Raw genomic sequence first — 23,000 nt, 5'->3', positions numbered from 1 at the left:
AGCAGGTCAGCGGTCAAACCACCGGTATTGAAGCGTGATGGAAACGGTCTGGAAGTTGCCGCCGATGCGTGCTGTCAGCCCGCGCGACCACGCGAGCTTCGCGGACCATTGCGCCGCAAGCGGAACGGACAGCGTGGCGCCGTAGCGCACGGTGCGCTGCAGATCCTGGCCCTGAGCGCCATTTACGCTTGTCTGACCGCCAGTGAAATACGTCACGTCCGCAGCGAGCCAAAGGCCGGGTCGCCAGTTATAGCCTCCGTGCCATTGGAATACAGGCAGCGGTTCCTGGCTGCGCCGATTGCCGCCGAAGAAGTCGTTGTTGTCGGTGAAGAACCACACGCCCGCCATTCCCTCCACGAACCAGTTGCCGAGAGGCTGGGATAACCCGATCTCGGGCTTGAATGCCCAACGGTTCGAACCCACGTTCACCAGGCGCGATGGCAGGTACTGGCCGGTCGGCGCGACCACGCTGAGGCTGGCGCCGAGTGAAGCGGTGGGGCTGCGTCGCGCGAATTGTTCCGGTGTGAGTGCCTCGCCACCCAGCAGAATCACGGCAAATCTCATCCTGATGTCGCCCATGCCTGACCGGTAGGCGTGCCCGGGCGCGCCCTCGACGTTGCCGGTCAGGTCCGCATTGGCGTAAGGAACCAACAACGCGACGCTTGCCGTACGTCCCGCAATCCCGAAGCTATGGGAGTAGCCCGCTGCGTAGGTATTGATCGTGGCTTGCAGGTCGGTCACCGGCAGCGAAGGATCCAGCAGGACCTCGCCGCTCGATCGCGCATAGCTCATCAACAGGAAGTTCGTTCCGACCGGCACGGCGGAATAGGCGCGCGGCTCCATTTCCTGCGCAGACCCGGAGACTGCCCAAAGGAGGATCATGCCGGCGCTCGCGTACCGAAGGCGCCGTACGGCACGTGTCGTTAATCCTGCCCGGTCCGCGCGCCGTCTGCGCGCTTCAACCGACTTTGATTGGGTGGAACGCGAGTCAATCGGCATGTCTTTGCCAGAGGCACGGGAAGCCGGCGGAAATGATCTACTCTGTAGCAGAGGATGCGATGGCGCAAGGTCCTTGTGCCGGCCATAACAAGGGGTAGCCATGAGAATTCTAGCTTTGTTGGCATGTGTGATGCTTTGCTCGAACGCGTTTGCCGAATGCACCACCAACGCGCGCGGCGTTGTGGTTTGCAACAATGGAGAATCGGCTGGTGCTTATAACCGGAACACGGGCAACGCTGCGATGTCCGAGAAAAATCAGAATGGCGTGACGACGACAGAGACGAGCAAGGGCGGAGAGGCCAAGACCAAGAATGGCAAGGGCGTATATACAAGCCCGAGCGGGAAGACATGCGCCAAGACGGCCCGGCATGAGGGCTGCAACTGAAGATCCACGGATGGAGCCAGGCACACGCAGGCGCGGTCATGTTGCCGCGACTGACGCGGGGCTCCGCGGTTGGTGAGGGGACGGCAGATGAATGCCAGCCTTATCGGCGACCCGCACCAGCTCTGCCAGTGAATGTGCCTCCATCTTCTTCATCACGCGGGCACGGTGGACCTTGATGGTCTTTTCGGCCGTGCCCAGTTCGCAAGCCATTTGCTTGTTCAGGCGGCCTTCGACCACCAGCGCCAGCACTTCCCGCTCGCGCGGCGTGAGCCGCTCGATGCGATTGTGAATCGATTCGATTTCGATGCGGCTCGCGAGCGCTTGCGACGCGCTCCCCAATGCGGTCTCGATGGCATTGAGCAGGTCGGTATCGCTGACCGGCTTCACCAGGAAGTCGGTCGCGCCCGCCTTCATCGCGCTGACGCTCATCGGGATATCGCCGTGTCCGGTGAGGAAGATGATCGACAGGGGCATGCCTGCTCCGCGCAATTCGCGCTGAAACTCCAGGCCGTTCAAGTCAGGCAGTTGCACGTCGAGTACCAGGCAGGCGTTGTAGTCCGCGGGCGGACCGCATTCGAGGTACGCACGGCACTCGAGCGCCGATCCGAACCCTTCGGCCCGGTAGCCTGCGGAGCGGATCAGGCGCGTCAACGCCCGGCGCACTGCGTCGTCATCATCCACCACGAAGACGGTTGGTGTGGCGTGGTTCATGGTCGTTGTCCGGAGTGAAGGCACTCGGCTTCAGTGGCGATGGGCAAAGTGAAATGGAAGGTGGCGCCATGGCCACTGTTGTTTTCCGCCCAGATGCGGCCCCCATGCATTTCAACAATAGTGCGGCTGATCGACAGCCCGAGCCCGAGCCCCTCGCGCTTCGACGTATAAAACGGCTTGAAGAGCTTGTCCAGCTTGTCGGCGGCGAGGCCGGGTCCGCGATCGCGTACCCAGACGCGCACCATGCCGGCGCCATCGAGCGCGGCGCCAACCACGATCTCGCGATCGTGCGCCGAGCGGGACTCCGTCGCGTGGAATGCGTTAAGCAACAAATTCAGCACGACCTGCTGCACCTGGACGCTGTCGCCCTGCACGGGCGGCAGTCCGGGATCGACGTTCAGCAGCACGCGAATGCCGCGCACGATCGCGTCGCTGTGCACCAGCAAGACCACATCGCCGATGACGCGGGCAAGGCTGAGCGGCGCTGCCTCGAGTTCGCCTTTCTTGACGAGCGCACGGATCCTGCGAAGCACTTCACTCGCGCGATGGTTGTCATCGACCAGGTCCTGCAGTATCTCGCGCACTTCGGCGAGATTGATCGGTTGTTTCGCCATGAATCGCTGGGCTGCCTGCGCGTTGCTCAGGATGGCCGTGAGCGGCTGGTTCAATTCGTGCGCGAGCGAACTTGCCAGTTCTCCGAGCGTGGAGACACGAGTCAGGTGGGCGAGCTCCTGCCTGTTGCGTTGAAGTTCGTACCGCTCTGTCCGGTCAATGATGACCGTCAGCGTAAGCGGGTCGTCGTCGGACCAAGCGCGATTGGCTGTGATTTCCGCCGGGAATTCGGTGCCATCCTTGCGCCGCGCGAACAGGTCGCGCGTACCGCCTGTCGCCCAGGCCAGCGGCGCGTCCACGGCGCCGGCACGGCGGACGGGATCGCCCTGCAATCCGGGAACGAGCGCGTCCGCGCTAGCGCCGATCAGCTCATCCTGGCGATAGCCGAAGAGCGTTGCCACGCTGGCATTGGCCAGCACGATCCGGCCATGCGCATTCGTCATCAATATGGCAAACGGCAACAGTTCCAGCGTGCAGCGCAATGTCTCGTCGCGCTGCACTCGCCGCGTGGCGTCGCGGGCGCTTTCTGGCAGATCGCCGCGCGCTTCCGCAAGGGCTTCATGCGGCTCATGGTGAGCGGCGGTGCGCCGGAACCCGCCGGCGGCAGTGAGGCGCGCGCGGATGGGGCGCCAGCTCTGCCGCCAGGACTGGCGAGATCCTGGCGCTTCGCGAGGGCATGGCTGTTCCGCGGACGATCCTGTGGCCTGCTGCTCCCACGTTGCGTTGGCGACACGGGTACGCAGGAAGTTAAAAGCAAAAGGCCGGTGCGGCGGCTTTGTTGTGCCAAGGGCCGGGGTGATCGGCGCATCCGTGGCTGCGGGTGCCTGGCGATGGCGCGCGCGCCGGAACTGCAACATCAGCAGCAGTGCGATGAGCGCAGCCTCCAGGACGGCAGCGGTGTGAACGATGGTCATGGCGCCGTGCTCCCCTGTCAGTGGTTCGCGCGGCCTGCGCGAACCCGCTGCCGTCGGCAAGCCGGCGAGCAGACGAGCAACTCAGCGCGCATGCGGTCGTATCAGGCGCTTGCGCAGTTGCAACAACGTGCGCGTTACCGGACATCTCCGCAGGGCCATGAAGCGAACCTGTCCCATATCCCTCTTTGATTTGTTGCTGCATCGCGTCCCTGAAACGCGACGCAATTCCGTTTCTGCTGGCGGATACTGGCTTGCGACAGGGCGCTGGGGTGAATGAAGCATCACTGGCGGCCAGGGCAAACCGGTTATCAAGTGGCATATGGGCAAAAAAAGTTTAGGCGCTGTCGTCCCTTTGTAAAAGGCATTAGTCTCGATTGCGCAACTACGAAAGCGGCGATACCCAGCGGGTGAGGCCGGCCGGATGCTCGAATTCGCGATCGAATGGGACCAAGGTCCAATTGCCGGCACATTGCACGCGGACTATTTTTTCAGGTGAGTGTATTTGGCTGGCCGCATGGTCCCGCTTTCAGCCTCTCGTGCCTGCGTTCGCCACGGCGGGCCAGGCCGACGTCAGGGAGCCTGGCTGTGCGCACGGCTCTGAGCGCGGCGCTATCGTCGCGGGTGAAGCGCTCCACAATCTCATCACGTCTCACCACCGGCTCCATTCCCCGGGAACGATCATGGCGCAGCCAAAAAAAGCGACCCCTTCGGATGCAGCCGCGCTCGGGGGAAGGTTCGACCATACGATTCTGGTCCTGCAAGGCGGCGGCGCGCTGGGTGCGTACCAGGCGGGCATCTTTGCTGGACTTGCCGACTGCGGCCTGATGCCTGACTGGGTTGCCGGCGTTTCGATCGGGGCGATCAATGCCGCGCTGATCGCCGGCAATGCGCCGGAGCGCCGCGTGGAGCGCCTGAGCGAATTCTGGGACCGGATGTCGGCGCATGCGCCATTTATTCCACCTGCCTACCTGGACCCGTGGCGTCCGATGCTGAATGCCTTCAGCGCGGCATCCTCGGTAACGTTCGGGGTTCCTGGCTTCTTCACGCCACGGGTTCCCCCGCCTTTCCTGGCACCCGACGGCAGCATCGAAGCCCTGAGTTTCTATGACACTCGGCCGCTCAAGGCAACACTCGAGAAACTGGTCGACTTCGACGTGATCAACCGCAAGGATGTGCGGCTCTCGCTGGGTTCGGTCAACCTGCGCTCCGGGAACTCGGTCTATTTCGACAACGCGCAGATGCAGATCGGGCCCGAGCACGTGATGGCGAGCGGTGCGCTGCCACCGGGATTCCCGCCCGTGGAGGTGGACGGGGAACTGTACTGGGATGGCGGCATCGTTTCGAACTCGCCGCTGTGGTACATCGTCGACGAGAACTTCCGGTTGGGGGCGCTGGTCTTGCAGGTCGATGTATTCAGCGGGGCGGGCGAGATGCCGCAGAATCTGCGGCAGGTCCAGGAACGAGTCAAGGACATCCAGTATGCAAGCAAGACGCGCTTCAACACGATGCGCGTCAGGGAAATCGAAGGCCTTCGCGGCGCACTGCGCCGTGTCATCGACAAATTGCCCAAGGCGCTGCAGTCGGATCCGGATGTGGAGCGGCTCACGGCGATCAGCACGCGCGGCACCGTCGCGCTGCTGCATTTCATTAACCGGCACAACACGCAATCCTCCGATTTCAAGGACTACGAGTTCTCGCGCGCCACGGTGACCGATCTGTGGAACGGCGGGCTTGAGGACGCACGCCGCGCCGTCGCCAGTCCGAAATGGAAGGAAGCGTTGGCGCTTACCAGCGGGATCGGCATTTACGACATGACCTCGTAGCGCCCCGCCAACAGGAACACACGCCATGACCGAAGCAGAGATCAAGAGGCTCGCCTTCGCGATGCCGCTCACGAGTCCCGCGTTCCCGCCGGGCCCCTATCGTTTTATCAATCGCGAGTTTCTGATCGTTACCTACCGGACCGATCCCGCCGCGCTGGCTGCCGTCATTCCCGCCCCGCTGGAGATGACCGACCCGGTCGTGAAGTTTGAATTTATCCGGATGCCGGATTCGACCGGCTTCGGCGACTATACGGAAAGCGGCCAGGTGATCCCGGTGCGCTTTCGCGGCGAAACCGGCGGCTACGTGCACGCGATGTTTCTCGACGATGGATCGCCGATCGCGGCGGGCCGTGAAATCTGGGGCTTTCCCAAGAAGCTGGCATCGCCGCAGCTACGCATCGAAAAGGATACGATCGGCGGCGTGTTGCGCTACGGCCCGGTCCCGATCGCCGTGGCGACGATGGGGTACAAGCACAGGGCGCTTGACCACGACAAGATCCTGGCGTCGCTGTCGGCACCCAACTTCCTGCTCAAGATCATTCCGCATGTGGATGGCACCGCTCGTATTTGCGAACTGGTGCGCTACTTCTGCGAAGACATCACCGTGAAGGGGGCCTGGGAAGGGCCGGCCGGGCTCGAGCTGTTTCATCACGCGCTCGCGCCGGTTGCGTCGCTGCCGRTGCTCGAAGTGATCTCGGGCGTGCATATCTTGACCGACCTGACGCTCGGGCTGGGTACCGTGGTCCACGATTATCTCGCCGCGTGATGGCGTTCGCGCGCATTGGACCATGGTCCTATATCGGCCCCCCGGCGGGTTGCATAGTCTATGGATGGAATGGCTCTTCCCTGGCGTCAGGTCGTGACGGACCCGTGCTGAGGGAATCCAGGGTCAGGCAGCGTGTCCGGAAGCGATAGTGCCTGCACATTCGCTGCCTCGTCACCATCATCGACACGACGAAGCGAGGAAGATCATGACCAGGCGTCTGCTGTGGTTTGCGGTGGTGCCGGCGCTGCTGTTTGCGGGTGTCGCCAGGGCTCAGTACCCGATCATGAACGAGGTCGCCGAGAAGCTCGTTCAAAAGTACCAGCGCGCGTCCTGCGAGCAGTTATGGCAGGAGAAAGCCCAGAAACAGGGGCAGCCGAAGCCCGCGAAGGAGCAGGAAGCCGTGCAGTTGCTGCGCGACGATCCGCAGATGCGCAACGCGTTCATCAACAGGGTGGCGGCGCCGATCGTCAACAAGATGTTCGAGTGCGGCATGATTCCGTGATCGCCGTCGGGTGCAACACCAGACTGAATGATCTACCGAGACCGCGATGATCAACGAGAAATTGCTGTTGCGCGCAGCCTTTGTGGTGCTGGGCTTGCTGCTGTCCGCGAACGGCATGGCACAGCCGTCCCAGCCGGCGCAGAACAAGCCGAAGGCCGCCGCCAAGCCGGTGCCCAAGGCTGCCGCGCCGGCGTTCCAGGCCGGCATCGAACCGCGCGCGGTAGACATCCTCAAAGGGGCGAGCGCCCGCCTGGCCGCTGCCAGGACGATGGCGTTCACGGCCGTTGTCTCCTATGAAAGTCCTAGCCGCCTCGGTCCGCCGCTCGTCTATTCCACCAAATCGCAGGTGGTCATGCAGCGGCCGGACAAGCTCAAGATCGTCACGCTCGGAGACGGGCCCCCCTCGGAGTTCTACTACGACGGCAAGAGCATGATGGCACTTGCGCCGGCAGAGAACCTCGTCGCCGTCGCGGACGCGCCGCCGACCATCGACGCCGCGCTGCAGAAGGCCTACGATACCGCGGCGATCTATTTCCCGTTTACCGACGTGATCGTCACGGATCCCTACAAGGACATCGCCGGCGGACTGAAGACCGCGTTCTATATCGGTCAGTCAGGCGTGGTCGGGAATACGACAACGGACATGGTGGCGTATGTCACCGGGGATGTGTTCGTGCAGGCCTGGATCGGCACGCAGGACAAGCTGCCGCGCCGCATCTATGCCGTTTACCTTAATGACCGTACCCGCTTGCGCCATGTGCYGGAACTCTCCAACTGGGAGCTGGACGCCGCCGTTCCCGCAAGCGCCTTCGTTTCAGCCAGCGCGGCCGGCGCGGCGCGCATTGCGTTCGAGCCGCCGGATGCAAAGGGTGGGCCGGGCATGAAGCCTCCTCCGAAGTCCAGGCCGGCCAAGGGGCAATGAGGAGACGCATCATGAAGAAAGCCGTGATCCATCTGTTGGGGTTGCTGATCCCGGCGCTCGCGGCCGGTCCCGTGGGGGCGTGGTCGCACGCCAACTATCGCGGAGGCAGCACATCGCACGCGCCAGGTTCGGATTCCACGACCCGGAGCAACGCCTGGGGTGGCAGCGAAACGCACACCTACGGGGAGGGCACGACCGCAACCGGCCGCTACGGCGGCACCGCCTCGCACGCGGAAGGTTCCGGGCAGACGACCGCCACCAACCGCTATGGCGGGACCGCGACCCACACCTACGGGCAGGGCACTACCGCCACCGGTGCGTATGGCGGCACGGCGACGCACGCCACGGGATCCGGCTATACGACCTATACGAACTCCTCGGGCGCGACGGCGTACCACAGTCCCTACTACGGTGCGACGTACCCCGCGTACCATCCGCCGGTCGTCGTGAACAACTACGGGTCCGGGTGCTACAACTGCGGTGGCTGGTCCACCGCAGGGGCCGCCGCGGCGGGCGTGGTGGTCGGCGTGGCGGCAGGCGCGGCCGTGGCATCGGCGAATACGGCCGCCGCTACATCCAATGCCTACAACGCCGGCGTGGTCGCCGGGGCGACGGCTGCCGCTGCCCCGGCCAGTACGGCGTTTGCGATGGGGGCGATCTACCCGACGCTGCCAGCGGGCTGCATCACGCCCACCGTGCAGGGCGGCACTTACTATTTGTGCGGCAACACGTGGTTCAAGCCCTCCTATGGCGCCAACGGCGTCTACTATCGCGTGGTGCCAACGCCAGCCTGAGCATCGGCTGGATTTCCGCTGGGTTTGCGCGGGGTTTGCGCGGGGTTTGCGAATACCCGGACCCCGTCGTCAGCGCATCAACCGCGCTAGCACGATCACATAGACCGCCGACGCCGCCAGCTGGGCCACGGTGATTGGCAGTCCATAGCGCATGTATGTGGCGAACGTGACCGGCTTGCCCTCGCGCGCGCAGATGCCGGCGGCCACGATGTTGGCCGATGCGCCGATGAGGGTGGCGTTGCCGCCGAGCGTTGCGCCGAACATCATCCCGACGAACACCGGAATCGCGGCCGCCGGCCACTGGGTGAACTGCTCCGCAAGCGCTGCGTCGGGCACCACTTCCGCCGCGACCAGGTAGCCCTTGACCATCAGGATCGACGCCGCCGCCACGGGAACGTTGGCCAGCAGGCTTGAAAGCACCCCGATTGTTGCAATCATCACTAGTGCAACGAGCGTGAGCTGGGTGCCGAACGAATCCTGGAGCTTCAGCGCCATGACCTGGATCAGTCCCGTCTTGGTCACCGCTTGCACCAGGCAGAAGATGCACCCAAGGAACAACAGGGTTTTCCAGTCGACGTCCCGCAGCACGCTGTCGGTCGGCTCGAAGCGGGCTTCATATCCGACCAGCAGGGCAAGGGCGCTGGCGATCAGCGCGACCGTGGGCGGCACGAGCCGCGTGGGCAGGTACTCGCCGAAAACGAACAGCGCCACCATTGTCAACAGGACGGCGAGCGAGAGCGCCGCGTAGATGGGCCGCTCGAGCTTGCGCAGCTGCGCGCGCGGCGGCAGCGGACGCCGCAGGCGCCACAGGTCCGGCATCAGGAGCGGCAATAGCGGGACGATGACGAGCAAGGCGATGACGCCGCCCAGGCTCACGCGGTGAAGGTACTCGCCAAACGTCATGCCGATGGAACTGCCCACGAGAAATGTCGCCGGGTCTCCCACCAGCGTCAGCAGGCCTGCGGAATTGCTCACGATGGCGGTCAGCACCATTGGTCCGACAAAGTCCACTTCGAGGGCGATGGCAACCCGGATGATGATGGGTGCGATCAGGATGACCGTGGTCGCGTTCGGCAGGAAGGCGCACAGGGGCGCGACCAGCGCGATCAGCAACAGCAGGAACCGTCTGCCGCTTCCGCCCGTGGCACTCAGGTACAGGTCGCCGATGCGGTCGAAGAGACCGGTGGTGGACAGGATCCGCGCCACCACCATGCCACCGAACAGCAGACTGATGGGGCCGCCGGAGGTGCGGGTGGCGCTCAGCAGATCCTGCTCGTTCAGGATCCCCAGGGAGATCAGGATGCACACGCCGACCAGGGCAGCCACCGCCATGTCCAGCAGGTTGAAGGCGATGGTGAGAATCACGGCCCCGAATACGCCAAGGACGATGTAGATCTGCAGTTCGCTCATGCGGCGGCCTCCGCTGCCCGTTGCATCGATGGGACCTAGCGCACCGGTGGCGCGTACATCAGGCCACCCTGCGTCCAGAGCCGGTTAAGTCCGCGTTCGAGACCGAGCGGGCTTTGCGCGCCGAGATTGCGATCGAACATTTCTCCGTAGTTGCCCACGCTCTGCACCGCGCGCGCGGCCCAGCCGGGCTCGACGCCGAGCGCCTGGCTGGCGTCCGCGCCGGCTTCGAATGCGCGGGCCACCGCTGGATTCCGCATGTGTTCGCTCGCGTCGGCTTGCGTGATCCCGGCTTCTTCCGCGGCAATGAGCGAGAAGAGTACCCAACGGACGAGCGTCAGCCAGCGCTGGTCGTCGTTGCGCACGACCGGACCGTGCGGCTCTTTCGATATCCGCTCGGGCAGGATGGCATAGGCTTGCGACCCGTCCCGGACGCGCAGGCGCGCGGCCGCAAGTTGGGACGCGTCGGCAGTGTAGGCGCTGCAGCGCCCCGAGAAAAAGGCGTCGGCCACCTCCGTCGCGGAGTCCACGACGAGCGGTTTCACGCTCAGGCGATTCGCTGCGGAGTAGGTCGCCAGATGGTCTTCGCTGGACGTGCCCTTTTCGACGCAGACCGTGGCGTGATCGAGTCCCGCAATCGACCGGATGCCGTTTTGCCTGGACACCATGAACGCCTGGCCGTCGTAATAGAGAATGCCGGCGAATTGCACGCGCAGCGTGCTCTCGCGCGCCAGGGTCCACGTGGTGTTGCGGCTGAGCAGGTCCACCACGCCGGTGCGCAGTGCCGGGAACCTGCCTGAAGCCTTCAGCGGAACGAATGTCACCTTGTCCGCCTGGCCGAGGGCCGCGGCCGCTACGGCGCGGCAGAAATCGGCATCGATGCCTGACCAGCGGCCCGAGGCATCCTTCGCCGAGAACCCTGCAATGCCTTCGCTGACGCCGCAGCGCAGCGTGCCGCGCGCCCTGGCCTGCGCAAGCGTATCGCCGTCCGCGGCATGCGCCGGCAAACCGGCGGCCATGAGCCACGGAAGCGTAGCCGGCAAGAGCATTCTGACGACGCGCCGAAGGAGGGTCATGCGGGCCCCTGAGCCAGTCTCGACATGGAATTGCGCTCCAGACTGATTCACTTTGTCCGCGATTCCCTGGTGCGTCAATTGGCCTTTCGGCCTATATGCGGGCGATCCACGGACGCTGGCGCGATGAGACATCGTGTGCCTCGGCGTTCATGGCGCATCCAGCGTCCCGGGGCTTTTCGGGTAGGTGACGATGCCCCAGGTCAGCGCGACGCCGGCGATTTCCCGCAGCGGCTGGTAGCTGCGCGCGTCCACCACATAGACCGCGTTCGAGCGGCCGCAGGCGATCAGCAGCCGCGCGTCGTCGGGGGTGAAGCTGAAATGCCAGCAGCGCTTGCCCGTAGCGATGTTGGCGATATTTTCATAGCTGCCCGCATCGAAGACCTGGATGGTGTCGGCACGCGAGGCCGCGACGAACAGGCGTTCGCCGGCGCGGTCGAACGCGACCCCGTAGGGCCCGGCGCGTGTCGGCACCGTGCGCAGGATGCGGTAGTCGGCCGCGTCGAGCACCAGGAATGCGTTCGCCGATTCGAGCGTGACGATATAGCGCCGCCCATCCGGGCTCACCTTGATGCCGCGTGGCCGCGATCCCGGCGGCGTCTTGAGCAGATTGAGGCGGCGGCCGCTGGCGCGCTCGTAGACCGAGACGGTGTCGTCGCCCTCGTTGGTGACCAGCAGCAGGCGAGCGTCCGGCGAGAATTCGATGCCTTCGGTTTCCAGCCCGCTGGGGATGGCGCGCGTGACGCGCCAGTCCTTGAGATCGATCACCGCGATTTCCGCCGGGACCGGGGCGCCGTCGCCGGCCTTGGCTGGCTTGCCGGCTTCCGGCGCGGGTTCCGCTCCGGGTGGCCCGTTGCGTTCGCCGGGCTCGTAGGTGACGAAGGCCTGCCCGCCGGACACGCGCACGAATTCCGGGTTCTTGCCGATCGGTATGCGCCTGACCAGTTGGCCGTCGCGCGCGTCGATGACGGAAAGGTCGCTGGTGCCCTTGTTGGCGGCCAGCAGGTAGCGGCCATCCGCGCTGATGCCGATGCCGCGCGGACCCTTGCCGCCGGTGTCCAGGGTGCGCGCGACTTCGAGCCGGCCGAGGTCAATCACCGCGATGCCGCCGGTCTCGCTGGATACATAGGCCGTGGCGGGCTGGGAGACAGGCGTCTGTGCGCGCCACGCGCACGCGGCGCAGGCGAGCGCGGCACACAGCGCCAGCGTGGTCCGGCCCGGCCAGCGATATCCCTTTTCCGTGGCCATGCGCGCCTCCCGATTGCGTTGCTCGCCGTGACGGCCGGCTTCATGCCATCCCGGGATGGCAACCCTGCGTCGCTCTATTCTTGGCGAGGGTGTGGTCGCTGCCAAGGACTTTCGGTGCGCCCGCAGCCGCTAACGCCCATCCCATTCGTAGCGCACCCCCACCAGGAACAGACGCGGCGCGCCCGGCGCGACGAAGCGCTCGGTCGGCACCGACGCGCCGGGCTGCAGCAGCGTGCCGCCGGGAAATACACTGAGGCCTGCTTGTCCATAGGTTTCATAGCGGCGGTCGAATACATTGTCCACCCGCGCATAGAGCTGCCAGCGCGGGTCGACCTGCCAGCTCGCGCGCAGGTTGAACAGGGCGAAGCCGGCGGTACTGGCGAGACGCGGATCCTGCGCGGTCAATGCACCGTCTTCGTTGCCGGCAACGGGCCGCGAGGAGGAAACAATCATGGAACCGCCGAGCGTGACGGAGTCCGTTGCCCGCCAGTCCACGCCGAGCTTGAAACTGTGCAGCGGCACGCCGGCCATGCGGGTGCCGGGACGCACATTGACGGGCGCCGCGAACGGCGTCTGGATCTGGCCGTCGGCCTGGTAGGTGGCTTGCAGGTAGCTGTAGCCGGCGCGCAGCGTCAGACGGCCAAGACGCTGGCGCAGGCCGAGTTCCAGGCCCTGGCTGCGGGTCTTGGGAAAGTTCGTGAAGAAGCCGAGCGGGCTGACCGGCGAGCGCTCGAACAGGATGTCGTCGCGGTTGTCGCTGCGGTACAGCGCCAGCGTCAGGTCGGTGGCATCGGCGGCTTTCCAGCGGCCGCCGAATTCGTACGTGCGCGACACCACCTGCCGCAGGTAAGGATCGGCCTGCAGGCCGGTGGGCAACTGGCAGGCATTGGCCGGGTCGGCGCAGCCAAGCTCGATGGCGGTGGGCATGCGCGTGCCCTGCGAGGCCGAGGCGAAAACGGTGAGACCGCTCAGCAACTGGTGCGAGAGGCCGAGCGCGGGGTTGAGCCGCGAGAACGTGAAGCTCTCGTCGGAGGCATTCGGCAACGTCATCTCGGTGCGCGTGCGCGAAGTGTTCCAGCGTGCGCTCGCGGTGAGATAACTGTGCGGCAACAGCTTGATGGTGTCCGATGCATACAGGCTGAAGGTGGTGGTACGGCCATCGAGCGAGGCCGCGGTGGTGGGCGAGGAAGCGGGGTCCGCCACCGCCACGCGATCTGCGTTGAATGTGGCCGGCTGTGTGTCCTGGCGGTACGCGGCGCGGCTCAGCGCGGCCGCGGCGCCCAGTACCGCGCTGTGGATGTCGCCGGTATGCGACCACTGCGCGGACAGGCCATAGTCATGCGTGTTGACGGTCGAGGTATTGAACACGGCGTTGGCAGGCGCATTGCCGGGCTGGCACCCGTCGTCGCCGGCGTTGCCCTGGCAGTCGAGCAGGCGGTCCAGGTAGGCGTCGCTGACGTCGCCCGTGGTTGCCTGCGCGCGCCCCACGCGCAGATAGGCGGTCAGTGCCAGCTGGTCTTCGGCATTGAATTGGTGTGCGCCGTTCAGCGTCGCCTGGAACGCGCGTGTGCGCGCGATGTCCGGCGCGGTGTAGATGGCATTGCGCTGGACGCCATAGATGCTGTCGGGAACCAAGCCGTTGCCGGACAGGCTGCTGGTGCTGCCAAGCAGGCTCACGCTCCATTGCGTGTCCGTGGTGGAGCGGCCTACCTTGGCGAAGAGATTGCCCAGCCAGCTGCCGGAAAGTTCGCGCCATCCGTCCTCCCGGAACCCCGTGCCCGCGACGAAGGCGTGCCAGCCGTCGCCCAGCATCTGCCCGGCGCTGACATCCAGCCGCGCGCGGCCGTGGCTGCCGACGCTCAGGTCGGCTTCCACGCCGGGGTGTGTCTCGCCGGACTTGGTGGTCAGCGCCAGCGCGCCGCCGAGCGCGTTGAGCCCGTACAGCGGATTGCTGCCCGGCACCAGCGTAATGGTGCTGATGGCGGCCTCGGGGATCGCGGTCCAGTCGACCACGTCGCCCAGCGCCGAATTCTGGCGTACGCCGTCGAGGTAGAGCGCCAGGCCCTGGCCCGCGCCAAGGGTGGACGAGAGCCGGTAGCCGCGGTAGAGGATGTCCTTCAGGTACGGGTTGCCTTGCACATCGTTGATCACGACGCTCTCCATGTTCTCGCCGAGGAACGATGACAGGTTGCCGGATTTGGCGCGCTCCATGTCGGCATCCGTGGCGGTCTGCACATTGCCGGGAAACGCCTCGCGCGGGATGGAGAACGAGGGCAGCGGCGCGGGCGCGACCACGGTGACTTCCTTGAGGTTGTGCACCTCGTCGGCGGGCAAGTCCCGCGGCGTTTCGGCGGCCAGAACCACCGGAGCGCCCGCGGCCAGCGCCAGCAGTGCGCACCTCGCCGCCGTTCGCCGCGCTGCGTGCGCCAGGCCTGGGCTGCGCGGTCGGGGGAGGGCGGGGAGCATTACCTTCTCCGTGAGGACAAGGACGCAAGCGCACGGATTCCGGCGCACGGTCACCAAGGCATCGCGCACGCCGACGCCGTCCAGGGTGATGCAAGTGATACTTACTGTAGTGCACGGCCCGGCGCATGCCAAATCGAACCGGCTGCCGCGCAGGCGGTTTGTCGCGGGCGCTGCATTTTTCGCCTAGAGTTTGAAGGTGCCCCCGAGAGCGCTTCGCCACGCACCGGGCTTTCCGAAAGGCGTGGCGCTCCGTTTTGCTGTGTCGCAGCATCGTGATCCTCACCGGATCGAGGAGTTCGCCATGCCGTTTCCCGATCGTCCCGTCTTCAGGCCTAGCCGTGCGGAGCGCACCGGCTTCGCCGGGGCCGCCGCCGTGGCTTGCGCCGGTCAGGCCGGTACGGTTGACCGGCGCCGCCGCTTGCTAAGCGGCAGTCTCGGTTTTGCCCTGCTCGCGCTGGGCGTGTTGCCCGCGCGCTTGCGTGCGCAGGCGAGCCGGGATGGCGGCCCGATTCCCATCGGTGTGATCGGCTCCGGCCGTATCGGAGGAACGGTCGGCGGCTTGTGGGTGCGCGCGGGACATCCTGTGATGTTCTCCTCGCGTCATCCGGAAGAGCTCAAGCCGCTCGTCGACAAGCTCGGCCCGCTCGCCCGCGCGGGCACGGTGGCCGAGGCGCTGGCCTTTTCCAAGGTGATTTTCCTGGCCGTTCCATACAAGGCCTTGCCCGATATCGCCGCCGAGCATGGCAAGGCCTTTGCCGGCAAGATCGTGGTGGATGCGACCAATGCCATCCGGGCGCGCGATGGCGCCATCGCGGAAGAGGCGGCACGCAAGGGCATCGGCATTACCACCGCAAAGTACCTGCGCGGCGCGCGCATCGTTCGTGCCTTCAACTTCATGGGCGCCACCAAATTCGCGAGCGAGCATCACCGCGCCGAAGGGCTGATTGCCGTGCCGATCGCGGCTGATGATCCCGCCGCGCTGCGCGTTGGCGAGCAACTGGTGCGGGATGCCGGCTTCGAACCGGTGGTGATCGGGCGGCTGGYGACGGCCGACAGCTTTGCGCCGGGCGGCCCGCTGTTCCACCAGATCGGTTCGGCCGATGCCATGCGGGCGCGCATGGCGGAGGTCAGCGGCAAGGCGGCCGCGCAGCCGAAGTAACCCCGGCGGCTGGCCGGGGCGCGGCGCTTATGCCGGCACGGGCGCGTTGACGCTGGTCTGCCGGCCCCGGAAGTCCGTCCAGCACAGCGCCTTGAAGTCGTACAGCTTGCAGCGGCGCGCGGTCTGGAAGTACCAGCGCCAGGTGAAGTTCTGGATGATGATGCGGCCCGGCAGCGCGTGTTCGAGCAGCGCCTGCGCGCGCTTGAGGCGGTACAGCGGCACGCTCATGTCAACGTGATGGGCGGTGTGCTCCATGATGTGATGCAGGGCCGCGCCGATGCCGTAGCGGAAGCGCAGGTGCACGGTGGTGGAGACGAAAGGCTGGGCGCGTGCCCACATGGTCTTGGTCTCGTACCAGGCCACGCTGGTATGGGTGTGGTGCACATAGAGCACGAAGCCCACGGTGAAATTCCATACCAGGAAGGGCACGACGAAGCCCAGGCCCACCAGCAGCGCGACCGACTGGCCGCTGGCCACCGCCAGCCAGGCCAGCGCGCCGATCCAGGCGGCGCCGAAGATCGCCACCAGCGTGCAGTCCCACATGAAGACAGCACGGCGCGTGGGCATCTGGCGGCGGCTGGGGAAGAACATCTTGAACCACCAGATCTCGACCAGGTAGTACAGGCCCGCGCCGAAGCCGTTGCGGTAGACGCGCTCCAGCGCGCGGCGCCAGCGCGGCAGCGTCTGGAATTCCTCGAGCGAGTAGGGTGCCCAGACGAAGTCGAAGCCCTTGAGGTTGGAATAGCCGTGGTGGACCACGTTATGGCCGACTTCCCACAGGCTGTAGGGCGTGAGCGACGGCAGGAAGGTCAGCCGCCCCAGCCATTTGTTGAGGCCGCGCCGGGGCGTCAGGCTCTGGTGGCAGGCATCGTGGCCGATGATGAACAGGCGGGCGATGATGATGCCGGTCAGCACGCCCGCCGCCAGCTTGGCGAGCCAGTGGGAGAACATCACCACCCCGGCCAGCGCGGCCACGAACAGCGCCGTATCCAGCGCGAACAGCGCCAGCGCGCGCGAGGTGCTGCGCTGACCCAGCGGGATCAGCCAGCCGCGGATGATCTTGCGCGAGGGCAGGGGCGCTTCAGGGGAAATCGGCTCCGGAAAGGGGGCTTGCTGCGTGGCAATCATTCAAAAACCTTCAGTTGTCGAACGCGGGGTCGGGCACCTGGCTGTGCCCGGGACTGGCGATGCACGGCCACAGGGGGCCGACGGTGTGACAGCTTAGAAGGATTGCGTGACAGGGGTGTTGATCCGGGTCAAGCCGGCGTGGCCAGGACCCGGTGCTTCCCGGTGGAAAGTGATGATTAATGCGCGACGGAGGCCGACGCGCTTGCCGGCTCGCCCATCACATAGACCTCATCGATCACACGATCGTCGCCCAGCATGGCGAAGGCGAACAGTTGCTCTTCCAGCGTCTCCGAGCGCTCGCTGCGGCGGGCGATCAGCGGCGTGGCCTGCGGATCGAGCACGATGAAGTCGGCCTCGCAGCCCGGCGTGAAGCTGCCCACGCGCTCGCTCCAGCCCAGCGCATCGGCGGCGGCGCGGGTGGCCAGGTAGAACATGCGCAGCGCGGTGAGGTGATAGCCGCCCATGCGCGCCACCTTGTGCGCGGCATTCATGGTGCGCAGCATCGAGAACGAGGTGCCGCCGCCCACGTCGGTGGCCAGCGTCACGTTGAGGCGATAGGCGTCGGACTGGTGGAAGTCGTAGAAGCCGCTGCCCAGGAACAGGTTGGAGGTGGGGCAGTGCGCCACCGCGGCGCCACTGTCGGCCAGGCGCTTGCGGTCGTCCTGGTCGAGGTAGATGGCGTGGCCGTAGAACGCGCCCGGACGCAGCAGGCCGTAGTGATCGTAGATATCGAGATAGCTGCGCGCCTGCGGGAACAGTTCGGCAACCCACTTCACTTCGTCGCGGTTTTCCGCCACATGGGTCTGGATATAGGCGTCGGGATAGGCCTTGGCCAGTTCGCCGCAGGCAGCCAGTTGCGCCTCGCTGGAGGTCGGCGCGAAGCGCGGCGTGATCGCGTACGACAGGCGGTTCTTGCCGTGCCAGCGCGAGATCAGGTCAGCCGAATCGCGCGCGCCGGACTCGGCGGTGTCGCGCAGGAATTCGGGGCAGTTGCGGTCCATCAGCACCTTGCCGGTCACCAGGCGCAGGTTGCGCCGGTCCGCTTCGGCGAACAGCGCGTCGGCCGAGGCCGTGTGCACGGTGCTCCAGGCCACGGCGCTGGTGGTGCCGTTGCGCAGCAGCTCGTCGGCAAAGAAGCCTGCCACCGCCGCAGCGTACTCCGGCTCGGCGAAGCGGCGCTCCTCGGGGAAGGTGTAGGTTTCCAGCCAGTGCAGCAGGCCGGGCGAGGGCGAGGCGATGATGTCGGTCTGCGGGTAATGCACGTGGGTGTCGATAAAACCGGGCACGATCAGCTTGCCGCGGCGGTCGATCACTTCGGCGCCGGCCGGGATCTGCGCGGCCAGCTCGGCGTAGTCGCCGACCGCGGCGACATGCCCGGCGGTGACAACCAGCACCCCGTCTTCCCAATACTGATACGCGTCGTCATGAAACTGCGGATCGCGCAGGAAGTGCAGCACGCGGCCACGGATGGCGCGGGTGATGGACGGGTTGGGGGGCGTGGTCGTCATAGCGATGTCTCGTCATGCGCCGGCGCGCGCGTGGCGCGCCGGCATCTTGGTGTGAACCGCGCTCAGGCCGTGGAGGCCGTCGCGGGCAGGGGGGATTGCCAGAAGTGGTCGACTTCGGCGAGGAAGGCGGCCTTCTGCGTGGCGGGCAGGAAGGACGCCTCGAAACTATTGCGCGCCAGCTTGTGGCCGTCGTCCGCGGTCAGCGGCAGGGCTTCGAAGGTGGCTTCCCAGTTGGCGTTCATATAGCCGCCGAAATAGGCGGGGTCGTCGGAGTGCAGCGTGACCAGCACGCCGGCTTCCAGCAGGCGGTGCAGCGAGTGGTCGCGCAGGTCGGGATAGACCTTGAGCTTCTGGTTGGACAGCGGGCACACCGTCAGCGCCACGCGCTCGCGGGCCAGCCGCGCCACCAGGGCGGGGTCGTCGATGGCGCGCACGCCGTGGTCGATGCGTTCCACCTTGAGGATGTCGAGCGCGTCCGTGACATACTGCGCCGGGCCTTCCTCGCCGGCGTGCGCCACCAGCCGCAGGCCCAGCTCGCGGGCGCGGGCGAAGACGCGGGCGAACTTCTCCGGCGGGTTGCCCTGCTCGGAGGAATCCAGGCCCACGCCGACGAAACGGTCGCGGTAGGGCAGCGCCGCTTCCAGCGTGGCGAAGGCGTCTTCCTCGGACAGGTGGCGCAGGAAGCAGAGGATCAGGCTGCTGGAGAAATCGAACTGGGTGCGGGCCTGGGCCAGCGCGTCGGAGATGCCGTCGATCACCACGCCGATGGGCACGCCGCGCGCGGTGTGGGTCTGCGGGTCGAAGAAGATCTCGGCGTGGCGCACGTTGTCGGCTACGGCGCGCTGCACGTAGGCCATCGTCATGTCGAAGAAATCGTCCTCGGTCAGCAGCACGCTGGCGCCGGCGTAGTAAATGTCAAGGAAGGATTGCAGGTCGGTGAAGGCGTAGGCTTCGCGCAGGGATTCCACGCTGGCATACGGCAGCTTGACCTTGTTGTGCTGGGCCAGCCGGAAGATCAGCTCGGGCTCGAGCGTGCCTTCGATATGGACGTGCAGTTCTGCCTTGGGCGTCAGGCGGATACGGTCTGCGAGCGCGGCATCGAGCGTCATGGGGTTCCTTTTGCGGTCTTGGTTTGCGTCGTGTTCGCCGCCTGGCCGCCGCGGTTGGCGCTCAGCGCGCCCAGATGGGCGAGACGCTGGTCGCGAACCTGCAGCAACTGGGCGACGATGGCAACCGCAATCATAGCCGGAGCCTTGTCCGTGATGCCGGAGACGCCCATCGGGCACGTCATTTCCGCAAAGCGGGCAGGGTCAATCCCGTGCTCCGCCATGCGATGCTCGAAGCGCGCGCGCTTGGTCTTGGAACCGATCAGGCCGAAATAGGCAAAGTCATTGCGCCGCAAGATCCGCTCGCACAGCGTCTGGTCCAGGGCGTGGCTGTGCGTCATCACCAGGAAATAGCTGCCGGCCGGGGCATGGTCGACCACCGCTTCGGGGATATCCGTGGCTTCCGGGGTGACGTTGTCGGGCAGGCCCGGCGGGAACAAGGTGTCGCGCTCATCCACCCAGTGCACCCGGCACGGCAGGTTGGCCAGCACCTTGACCAGCGCATGGCCAACGTGGCCGGCGCCGAACAGCACCACCTGCAGTTCATCGGGCACCATGACGTCGGTCCAGGCGCCATCGGTTTGCAAGCTCACCGAGGGCGTGACCGCCTGCGCCGCCGCGTGCCGCACCGGACCGGCCGCCGGCACGGTGCGCGTGAGCGCGCGGCCGGCGGAGAAGGCGGCCTGCACCGCATCGAGCCAGGGCAGGTCGGGCTCGCCCAGCACCTCGAAGGCGAGCTGGACCACGCCGCCGCAGCATTGGCCCAGGGCCGGGCCCAGGGGGATGCGCACGATCTGCCGCGTCGCATCGCGCTCGGCCAGCATGGTGCGCGCGATCTCCATGCCGCGCCACTCCAGATGGCCGCCGCCGATGGTGCCCACCAGGTCGTCGGCGGTCACCAGCATGCGCACGCCCGCCTCGCGCGGGGCCGAGCCTCTGACTTCGGCGATGGTGACCATCGCCACCGGCACGCCGGCGCGCACCAGGCGGGTGGCGTCGGCGAAGCGGAAGGGTTTGAGGGGCGCGTCCTGCATGGTGATGCCTTTTTAGGTTGATGCTTTTGGTGAGGCTGGTTACGTCGCTACGGTGTCAGAGGGTGCGGCTCACTGCACTACCGGCGCAGCCACCCGCACGGCATCCACCGCATCCAGGATCGCCTCGCTCGTCGCAGGCGCCACCAGCGGCGGGTTCACCTTGTAATCCCCGACGCTGGCCACCGCATCGCGAATGGCGAAGAACACCGAGAACGGCAGCAGCAGCGGCGGCTCGCCSACSGCCTTCGAGCGRTGGATGCTGTCYTCCRCGTTGTCGTTCTCGAACAGCCGCACGGTGAACGCTTCCGGGCAGTCGTTGACGGTCGGGATCTTGTAGGTCGAAGGCGCATGCGTCATCAGCTTGCCATCCTTGTTCCACCACAATTCCTCGGTGGTCAGCCAGCCCATGCCCTGGATAAAGCCACCTTCGACCTGGCCGATATCGATGGCCGGGTTGAGGGAGCGGCCGGCATCGTGCAGCACGTCCGCGCGCAACAGGCGCCATTCGCCGGTGAGCGTGTCCACCAGCACTTCGGAACAGGCCGCGCCATAGGCGTAGTAGTAGAAGGGCCGGCCCTGCAGCCTGGACTGGTCCCAGTACAGCTTGGGCGTGGTGTAGAAACCATCGGACCACAACTGCACGCGCGACACGTAGGCCTGGCGTGCCAGGTCGCTGAAGTCAAGGCGCAGTTCGCCCGCCACCACCAGGTCGTCGCCGAACTGCACGCTGTCCGCGTCCACGCCAGCCTGGCGCGCGGCAAAGGCAGCCAGCCGCTCGCGGATCTGCCGCGCCGCGTCCTGGGCGGCCTTGCCGTTCAGGTCGGTGCCGGTGGACGCGGCGGTGGCCGAGGTGTTGGCCACCTTGCTCGTATCCGTGGCGGTGACGCGCACGCGTTCCAGGCGGATGCCGAGTTCGTGCGCCACCACCATCGCCACCTTGGTGTTCAGGCCCTGGCCCATTTCCGTGCCGCCGTGGTTCACCAGTACCGAGCCGTCGTTGTACACGTGCACCAGCGCGCCGGCCTGGTTGAAGTGGGCCACATTGAAGGAGATGCCGAACTTCACCGGGGTGATGGCAATGCCCTTCTTCAGTACCGGGCTGCCGGCGTTGAATGCGCGCGTTGCCTCGCGGCGCTCGCGGTAGGCGCTGCTGGCCTCCAGTTCGTCGAGCAGTTCGTGGATGACGTTGTCTTCCACGGTCTGGCCGTAAGGCGTGACATTGCGCTCGGTCTTGCCGTACAGGTTGGCGCGGCGCACGTCGAGCGCATCGCGGCCCACGGTGCGCGCCACGTTGTCCAAGATGTATTCGATGGCAAAGGCGCCTTGCGGGCCACCGAAGCCGCGGAAGGCGGTATTGCTCTGCGTATTGGTCTTGCCGCAGTAGCCGTCGATCTGCACATTCGGCAGCCAGTAGGCGTTGTCGAAGTGGCAGATGGCGCGGGTCATCACCGGGCCGGACAGGTCGGCCGAGAAGCCGGCGCGCGAAACCATCTCCACCGACACGCCGTCGATGCGGCCATCGGCATCGTGGCCGACTTCGAAATCGAAGACGAAGTCGTGGCGCTTGCCGGTGATCATCATGTCGTCGTCGCGGTCCGGACGCAGCTTGACCGGGCACAGCAGCTTCCACGCGGCCAGCGCGGCGCAGCAGGCGAACATGGCCGATTGCGATTCCTTGCCACCGAAGCCGCCGCCCATGCGCCGGCATTCCACCAGCACCTGGTGCGCGTGCCATCCCAGCATATGCGCGACAGCATGCTGCATTTCGGTGGGATGCTGGGTCGAGCACCACACGTGCATGCCGTCGTTTTCCTTCGGCGCGGCGTAGGCGATCTGGCCTTCCAGGTAGAACTGCTCCTGGCCGCCCAGGCGGATACTGCCCTGCTCCCGGTGCGCAGCACCGGCGATATGGCTGGCCGGCTCGCCGCGTGTCAGGTGCATCGGCGGCAGCACATAGCTGCCGGCCTGGTGCGCCGCCTCGGGCGACAGCACCGGCGCCAGGTCCTCGTACTCGACATTGCCCAGGCGTGCGGCACGGCGCGCGGCATCGTGCGAGGTGGCCACCACCACGAACATCGGCTGGCCGATGAACTGCACCAGGCCGTTGGCCAGGATGGGGTCGTCATGGATGATCGGGCCGCACTCGTTGGCGGCGGGGATATCTTCGGCGGTCAGCACCGCCACCACGCCCGGCGCGGCGCGCACCTTGTCGAGCGACATCGACTTGATGCGGGCGTGGGCGCGCGTGCTCATGCCGAGCGCGGCGTGCAGCGTGCCGGCCAGCTCGGGAATGTCGTCGGTATAAGTGGCCGTGCCGGCCACGTGCAGGTGGGCCGATTCATGCGGGCGCGAAATGCCCACTTGTGGCGTGGAGACGGCGGCCTTGGCCTCGATCTCGGCGTCGAGCAGGAAGGGTTCGGTTTGCTTGTTCATGCCGATCTAT

The 23,000-nt window shown here is 66.3% G+C and carries 19 protein-coding genes; 7 read left to right on the top strand and 12 right to left on the bottom strand.

Going from position 1 to position 23,000, the window contains the following annotated elements; all coding sequences use genetic code 11:
- Positions 1-6 precede the first annotated feature (6 nt).
- A complete protein-coding gene (locus AC1DN0_RS02635) occupies positions 7-882 on the bottom strand; it encodes a transporter (protein ID WP_441628106.1) in 876 nt (291 codons plus the stop codon).
- A 217-nt stretch (positions 883-1,099) separates the two neighbouring features.
- On the opposite strand from AC1DN0_RS02635, the gene AC1DN0_RS02630 reads away from it, so the two are divergent.
- The gene (locus AC1DN0_RS02630) at positions 1,100-1,384 is read left to right on the top strand and encodes a hypothetical protein (protein ID WP_441628104.1); all 285 of its coding nucleotides are present in this window, start codon (positions 1,100-1,102) and stop codon (positions 1,382-1,384) included.
- Between the two features lie 36 nt (positions 1,385-1,420).
- Here AC1DN0_RS02630 and AC1DN0_RS02625 read toward each other — a convergent pair whose 3' ends face one another.
- Both AC1DN0_RS02625 and AC1DN0_RS02620 read right to left on the bottom strand, forming a co-directional pair.
- Positions 1,421-2,095 carry a response regulator transcription factor gene (locus AC1DN0_RS02625; protein WP_441628102.1) on the bottom strand — a complete coding sequence of 225 codons (675 nt, stop codon included), beginning with the start codon at positions 2,093-2,095 and terminating at the stop codon, positions 1,421-1,423.
- Positions 2,092-3,621: a sensor histidine kinase gene (locus tag AC1DN0_RS02620; RefSeq protein WP_477111095.1), complete on the bottom strand. Its 1,530-nt coding sequence runs from the start codon at positions 3,619-3,621 to the stop codon at positions 2,092-2,094. The genes AC1DN0_RS02625 and AC1DN0_RS02620 overlap by 4 nt, the downstream gene beginning before the upstream one ends.
- Positions 3,622-3,995: 374 nt before the next feature.
- Here AC1DN0_RS02620 and AC1DN0_RS02615 point away from each other — a divergent pair, with 374 nt between their 5' ends.
- The 5 genes from AC1DN0_RS02615 to AC1DN0_RS02595 all read left to right on the top strand — a co-directional run bounded on the left by AC1DN0_RS02615 (position 3,996) and on the right by AC1DN0_RS02595 (position 8,428).
- The gene (locus AC1DN0_RS02615; protein ID WP_441628096.1) at positions 3,996-5,444 is read left to right on the top strand and encodes a patatin-like phospholipase family protein; all 1,449 of its coding nucleotides are present in this window, start codon (positions 3,996-3,998) and stop codon (positions 5,442-5,444) included.
- 25 nt (positions 5,445-5,469) lie between these two features.
- Positions 5,470-6,210 (top strand): acetoacetate decarboxylase, encoded by a 741-nt coding sequence (locus AC1DN0_RS02610; protein ID WP_477145515.1) that lies wholly within the window; start codon positions 5,470-5,472, stop codon positions 6,208-6,210.
- A gap of 205 nt (positions 6,211-6,415) precedes the next feature.
- Positions 6,416-6,712, top strand: coding sequence for a hypothetical protein (locus AC1DN0_RS02605; protein WP_045238578.1), 297 nt, complete (start codon positions 6,416-6,418; stop codon positions 6,710-6,712).
- 46 nt (positions 6,713-6,758) lie between these two features.
- Positions 6,759-7,634 carry a DUF2092 domain-containing protein gene (locus tag AC1DN0_RS02600; RefSeq protein WP_477145514.1) on the top strand — a complete coding sequence of 292 codons (876 nt, stop codon included), beginning with the start codon at positions 6,759-6,761 and terminating at the stop codon, positions 7,632-7,634.
- Between the two features lie 11 nt (positions 7,635-7,645).
- Positions 7,646-8,428 carry a hypothetical protein gene (locus tag AC1DN0_RS02595; RefSeq protein ID WP_441628090.1) on the top strand — a complete coding sequence of 261 codons (783 nt, stop codon included), beginning with the start codon at positions 7,646-7,648 and terminating at the stop codon, positions 8,426-8,428.
- 69 nt (positions 8,429-8,497) lie between these two features.
- Here the strand turns inward: AC1DN0_RS02595 and AC1DN0_RS02590 are convergent, their stop codons facing one another.
- From AC1DN0_RS02590 to AC1DN0_RS02575, 4 genes are all read right to left on the bottom strand, one after another.
- Positions 8,498-9,838: an ArsB/NhaD family transporter gene (locus AC1DN0_RS02590; protein WP_441628088.1), complete on the bottom strand. Its 1,341-nt coding sequence runs from the start codon at positions 9,836-9,838 to the stop codon at positions 8,498-8,500.
- A gap of 35 nt (positions 9,839-9,873) precedes the next feature.
- On the bottom strand, positions 9,874-10,854 hold the full coding sequence (locus tag AC1DN0_RS02585) for an amino acid ABC transporter substrate-binding protein (protein ID WP_441628086.1): 981 nt from the start codon (positions 10,852-10,854) through the stop codon (positions 9,874-9,876).
- A gap of 204 nt (positions 10,855-11,058) precedes the next feature.
- A complete protein-coding gene (locus AC1DN0_RS02580) occupies positions 11,059-12,156 on the bottom strand; it encodes a cytochrome D1 domain-containing protein (protein WP_441628084.1) in 1,098 nt (365 codons plus the stop codon).
- A 129-nt stretch (positions 12,157-12,285) separates the two neighbouring features.
- A complete protein-coding gene (locus AC1DN0_RS02575; RefSeq protein WP_441628082.1) occupies positions 12,286-14,622 on the bottom strand; it encodes a TonB-dependent receptor in 2,337 nt (778 codons plus the stop codon).
- 301 nt (positions 14,623-14,923) lie between these two features.
- Between AC1DN0_RS02575 and AC1DN0_RS02570 the strand changes: the two genes are divergently transcribed.
- Positions 14,924-15,781, top strand: coding sequence for an NADPH-dependent F420 reductase (locus tag AC1DN0_RS02570; protein WP_477145513.1), 858 nt, complete (start codon positions 14,924-14,926; stop codon positions 15,779-15,781).
- A 27-nt stretch (positions 15,782-15,808) separates the two neighbouring features.
- On the opposite strand, the gene AC1DN0_RS02565 is transcribed toward AC1DN0_RS02570, so the two are convergent.
- The 5 genes from AC1DN0_RS02565 to xdhB form a co-directional block, all read right to left on the bottom strand.
- Positions 15,809-16,909, bottom strand: a complete 1,101-nt coding sequence (locus AC1DN0_RS02565) for a fatty acid desaturase (RefSeq protein ID WP_441628078.1) — start codon at positions 16,907-16,909, stop codon at positions 15,809-15,811.
- Positions 16,910-17,085: 176 nt separating this feature from the next.
- On the bottom strand, positions 17,086-18,417 hold the full coding sequence (gene guaD, locus AC1DN0_RS02560; RefSeq protein WP_477102385.1) for a guanine deaminase: 1,332 nt from the start codon (positions 18,415-18,417) through the stop codon (positions 17,086-17,088).
- Positions 18,418-18,479: 62 nt separating this feature from the next.
- Positions 18,480-19,526, bottom strand: coding sequence for an adenosine deaminase (locus tag AC1DN0_RS02555; protein ID WP_441628074.1), 1,047 nt, complete (start codon positions 19,524-19,526; stop codon positions 18,480-18,482).
- Positions 19,523-20,557 carry a xanthine dehydrogenase accessory protein XdhC gene (xdhC, locus tag AC1DN0_RS02550; RefSeq protein ID WP_477111094.1) on the bottom strand — a complete coding sequence of 345 codons (1,035 nt, stop codon included), beginning with the start codon at positions 20,555-20,557 and terminating at the stop codon, positions 19,523-19,525. Before xdhC ends, AC1DN0_RS02555 begins: the two co-directional genes overlap by 4 nt.
- Positions 20,558-20,626: 69 nt before the next feature.
- The gene (gene xdhB, locus AC1DN0_RS02545) at positions 20,627-22,990 is read right to left on the bottom strand and encodes a xanthine dehydrogenase molybdopterin binding subunit (protein ID WP_477145512.1); all 2,364 of its coding nucleotides are present in this window, start codon (positions 22,988-22,990) and stop codon (positions 20,627-20,629) included.
- Between the last annotated feature and the right edge of the window lie 10 nt (positions 22,991-23,000).

Source organism: Cupriavidus sp. 05N39 (assembly GCF_056397325.1).
Note: the sequence above shows the minus strand (reverse complement) of the source record. Positions and strands in the feature narration are given on the sequence as shown.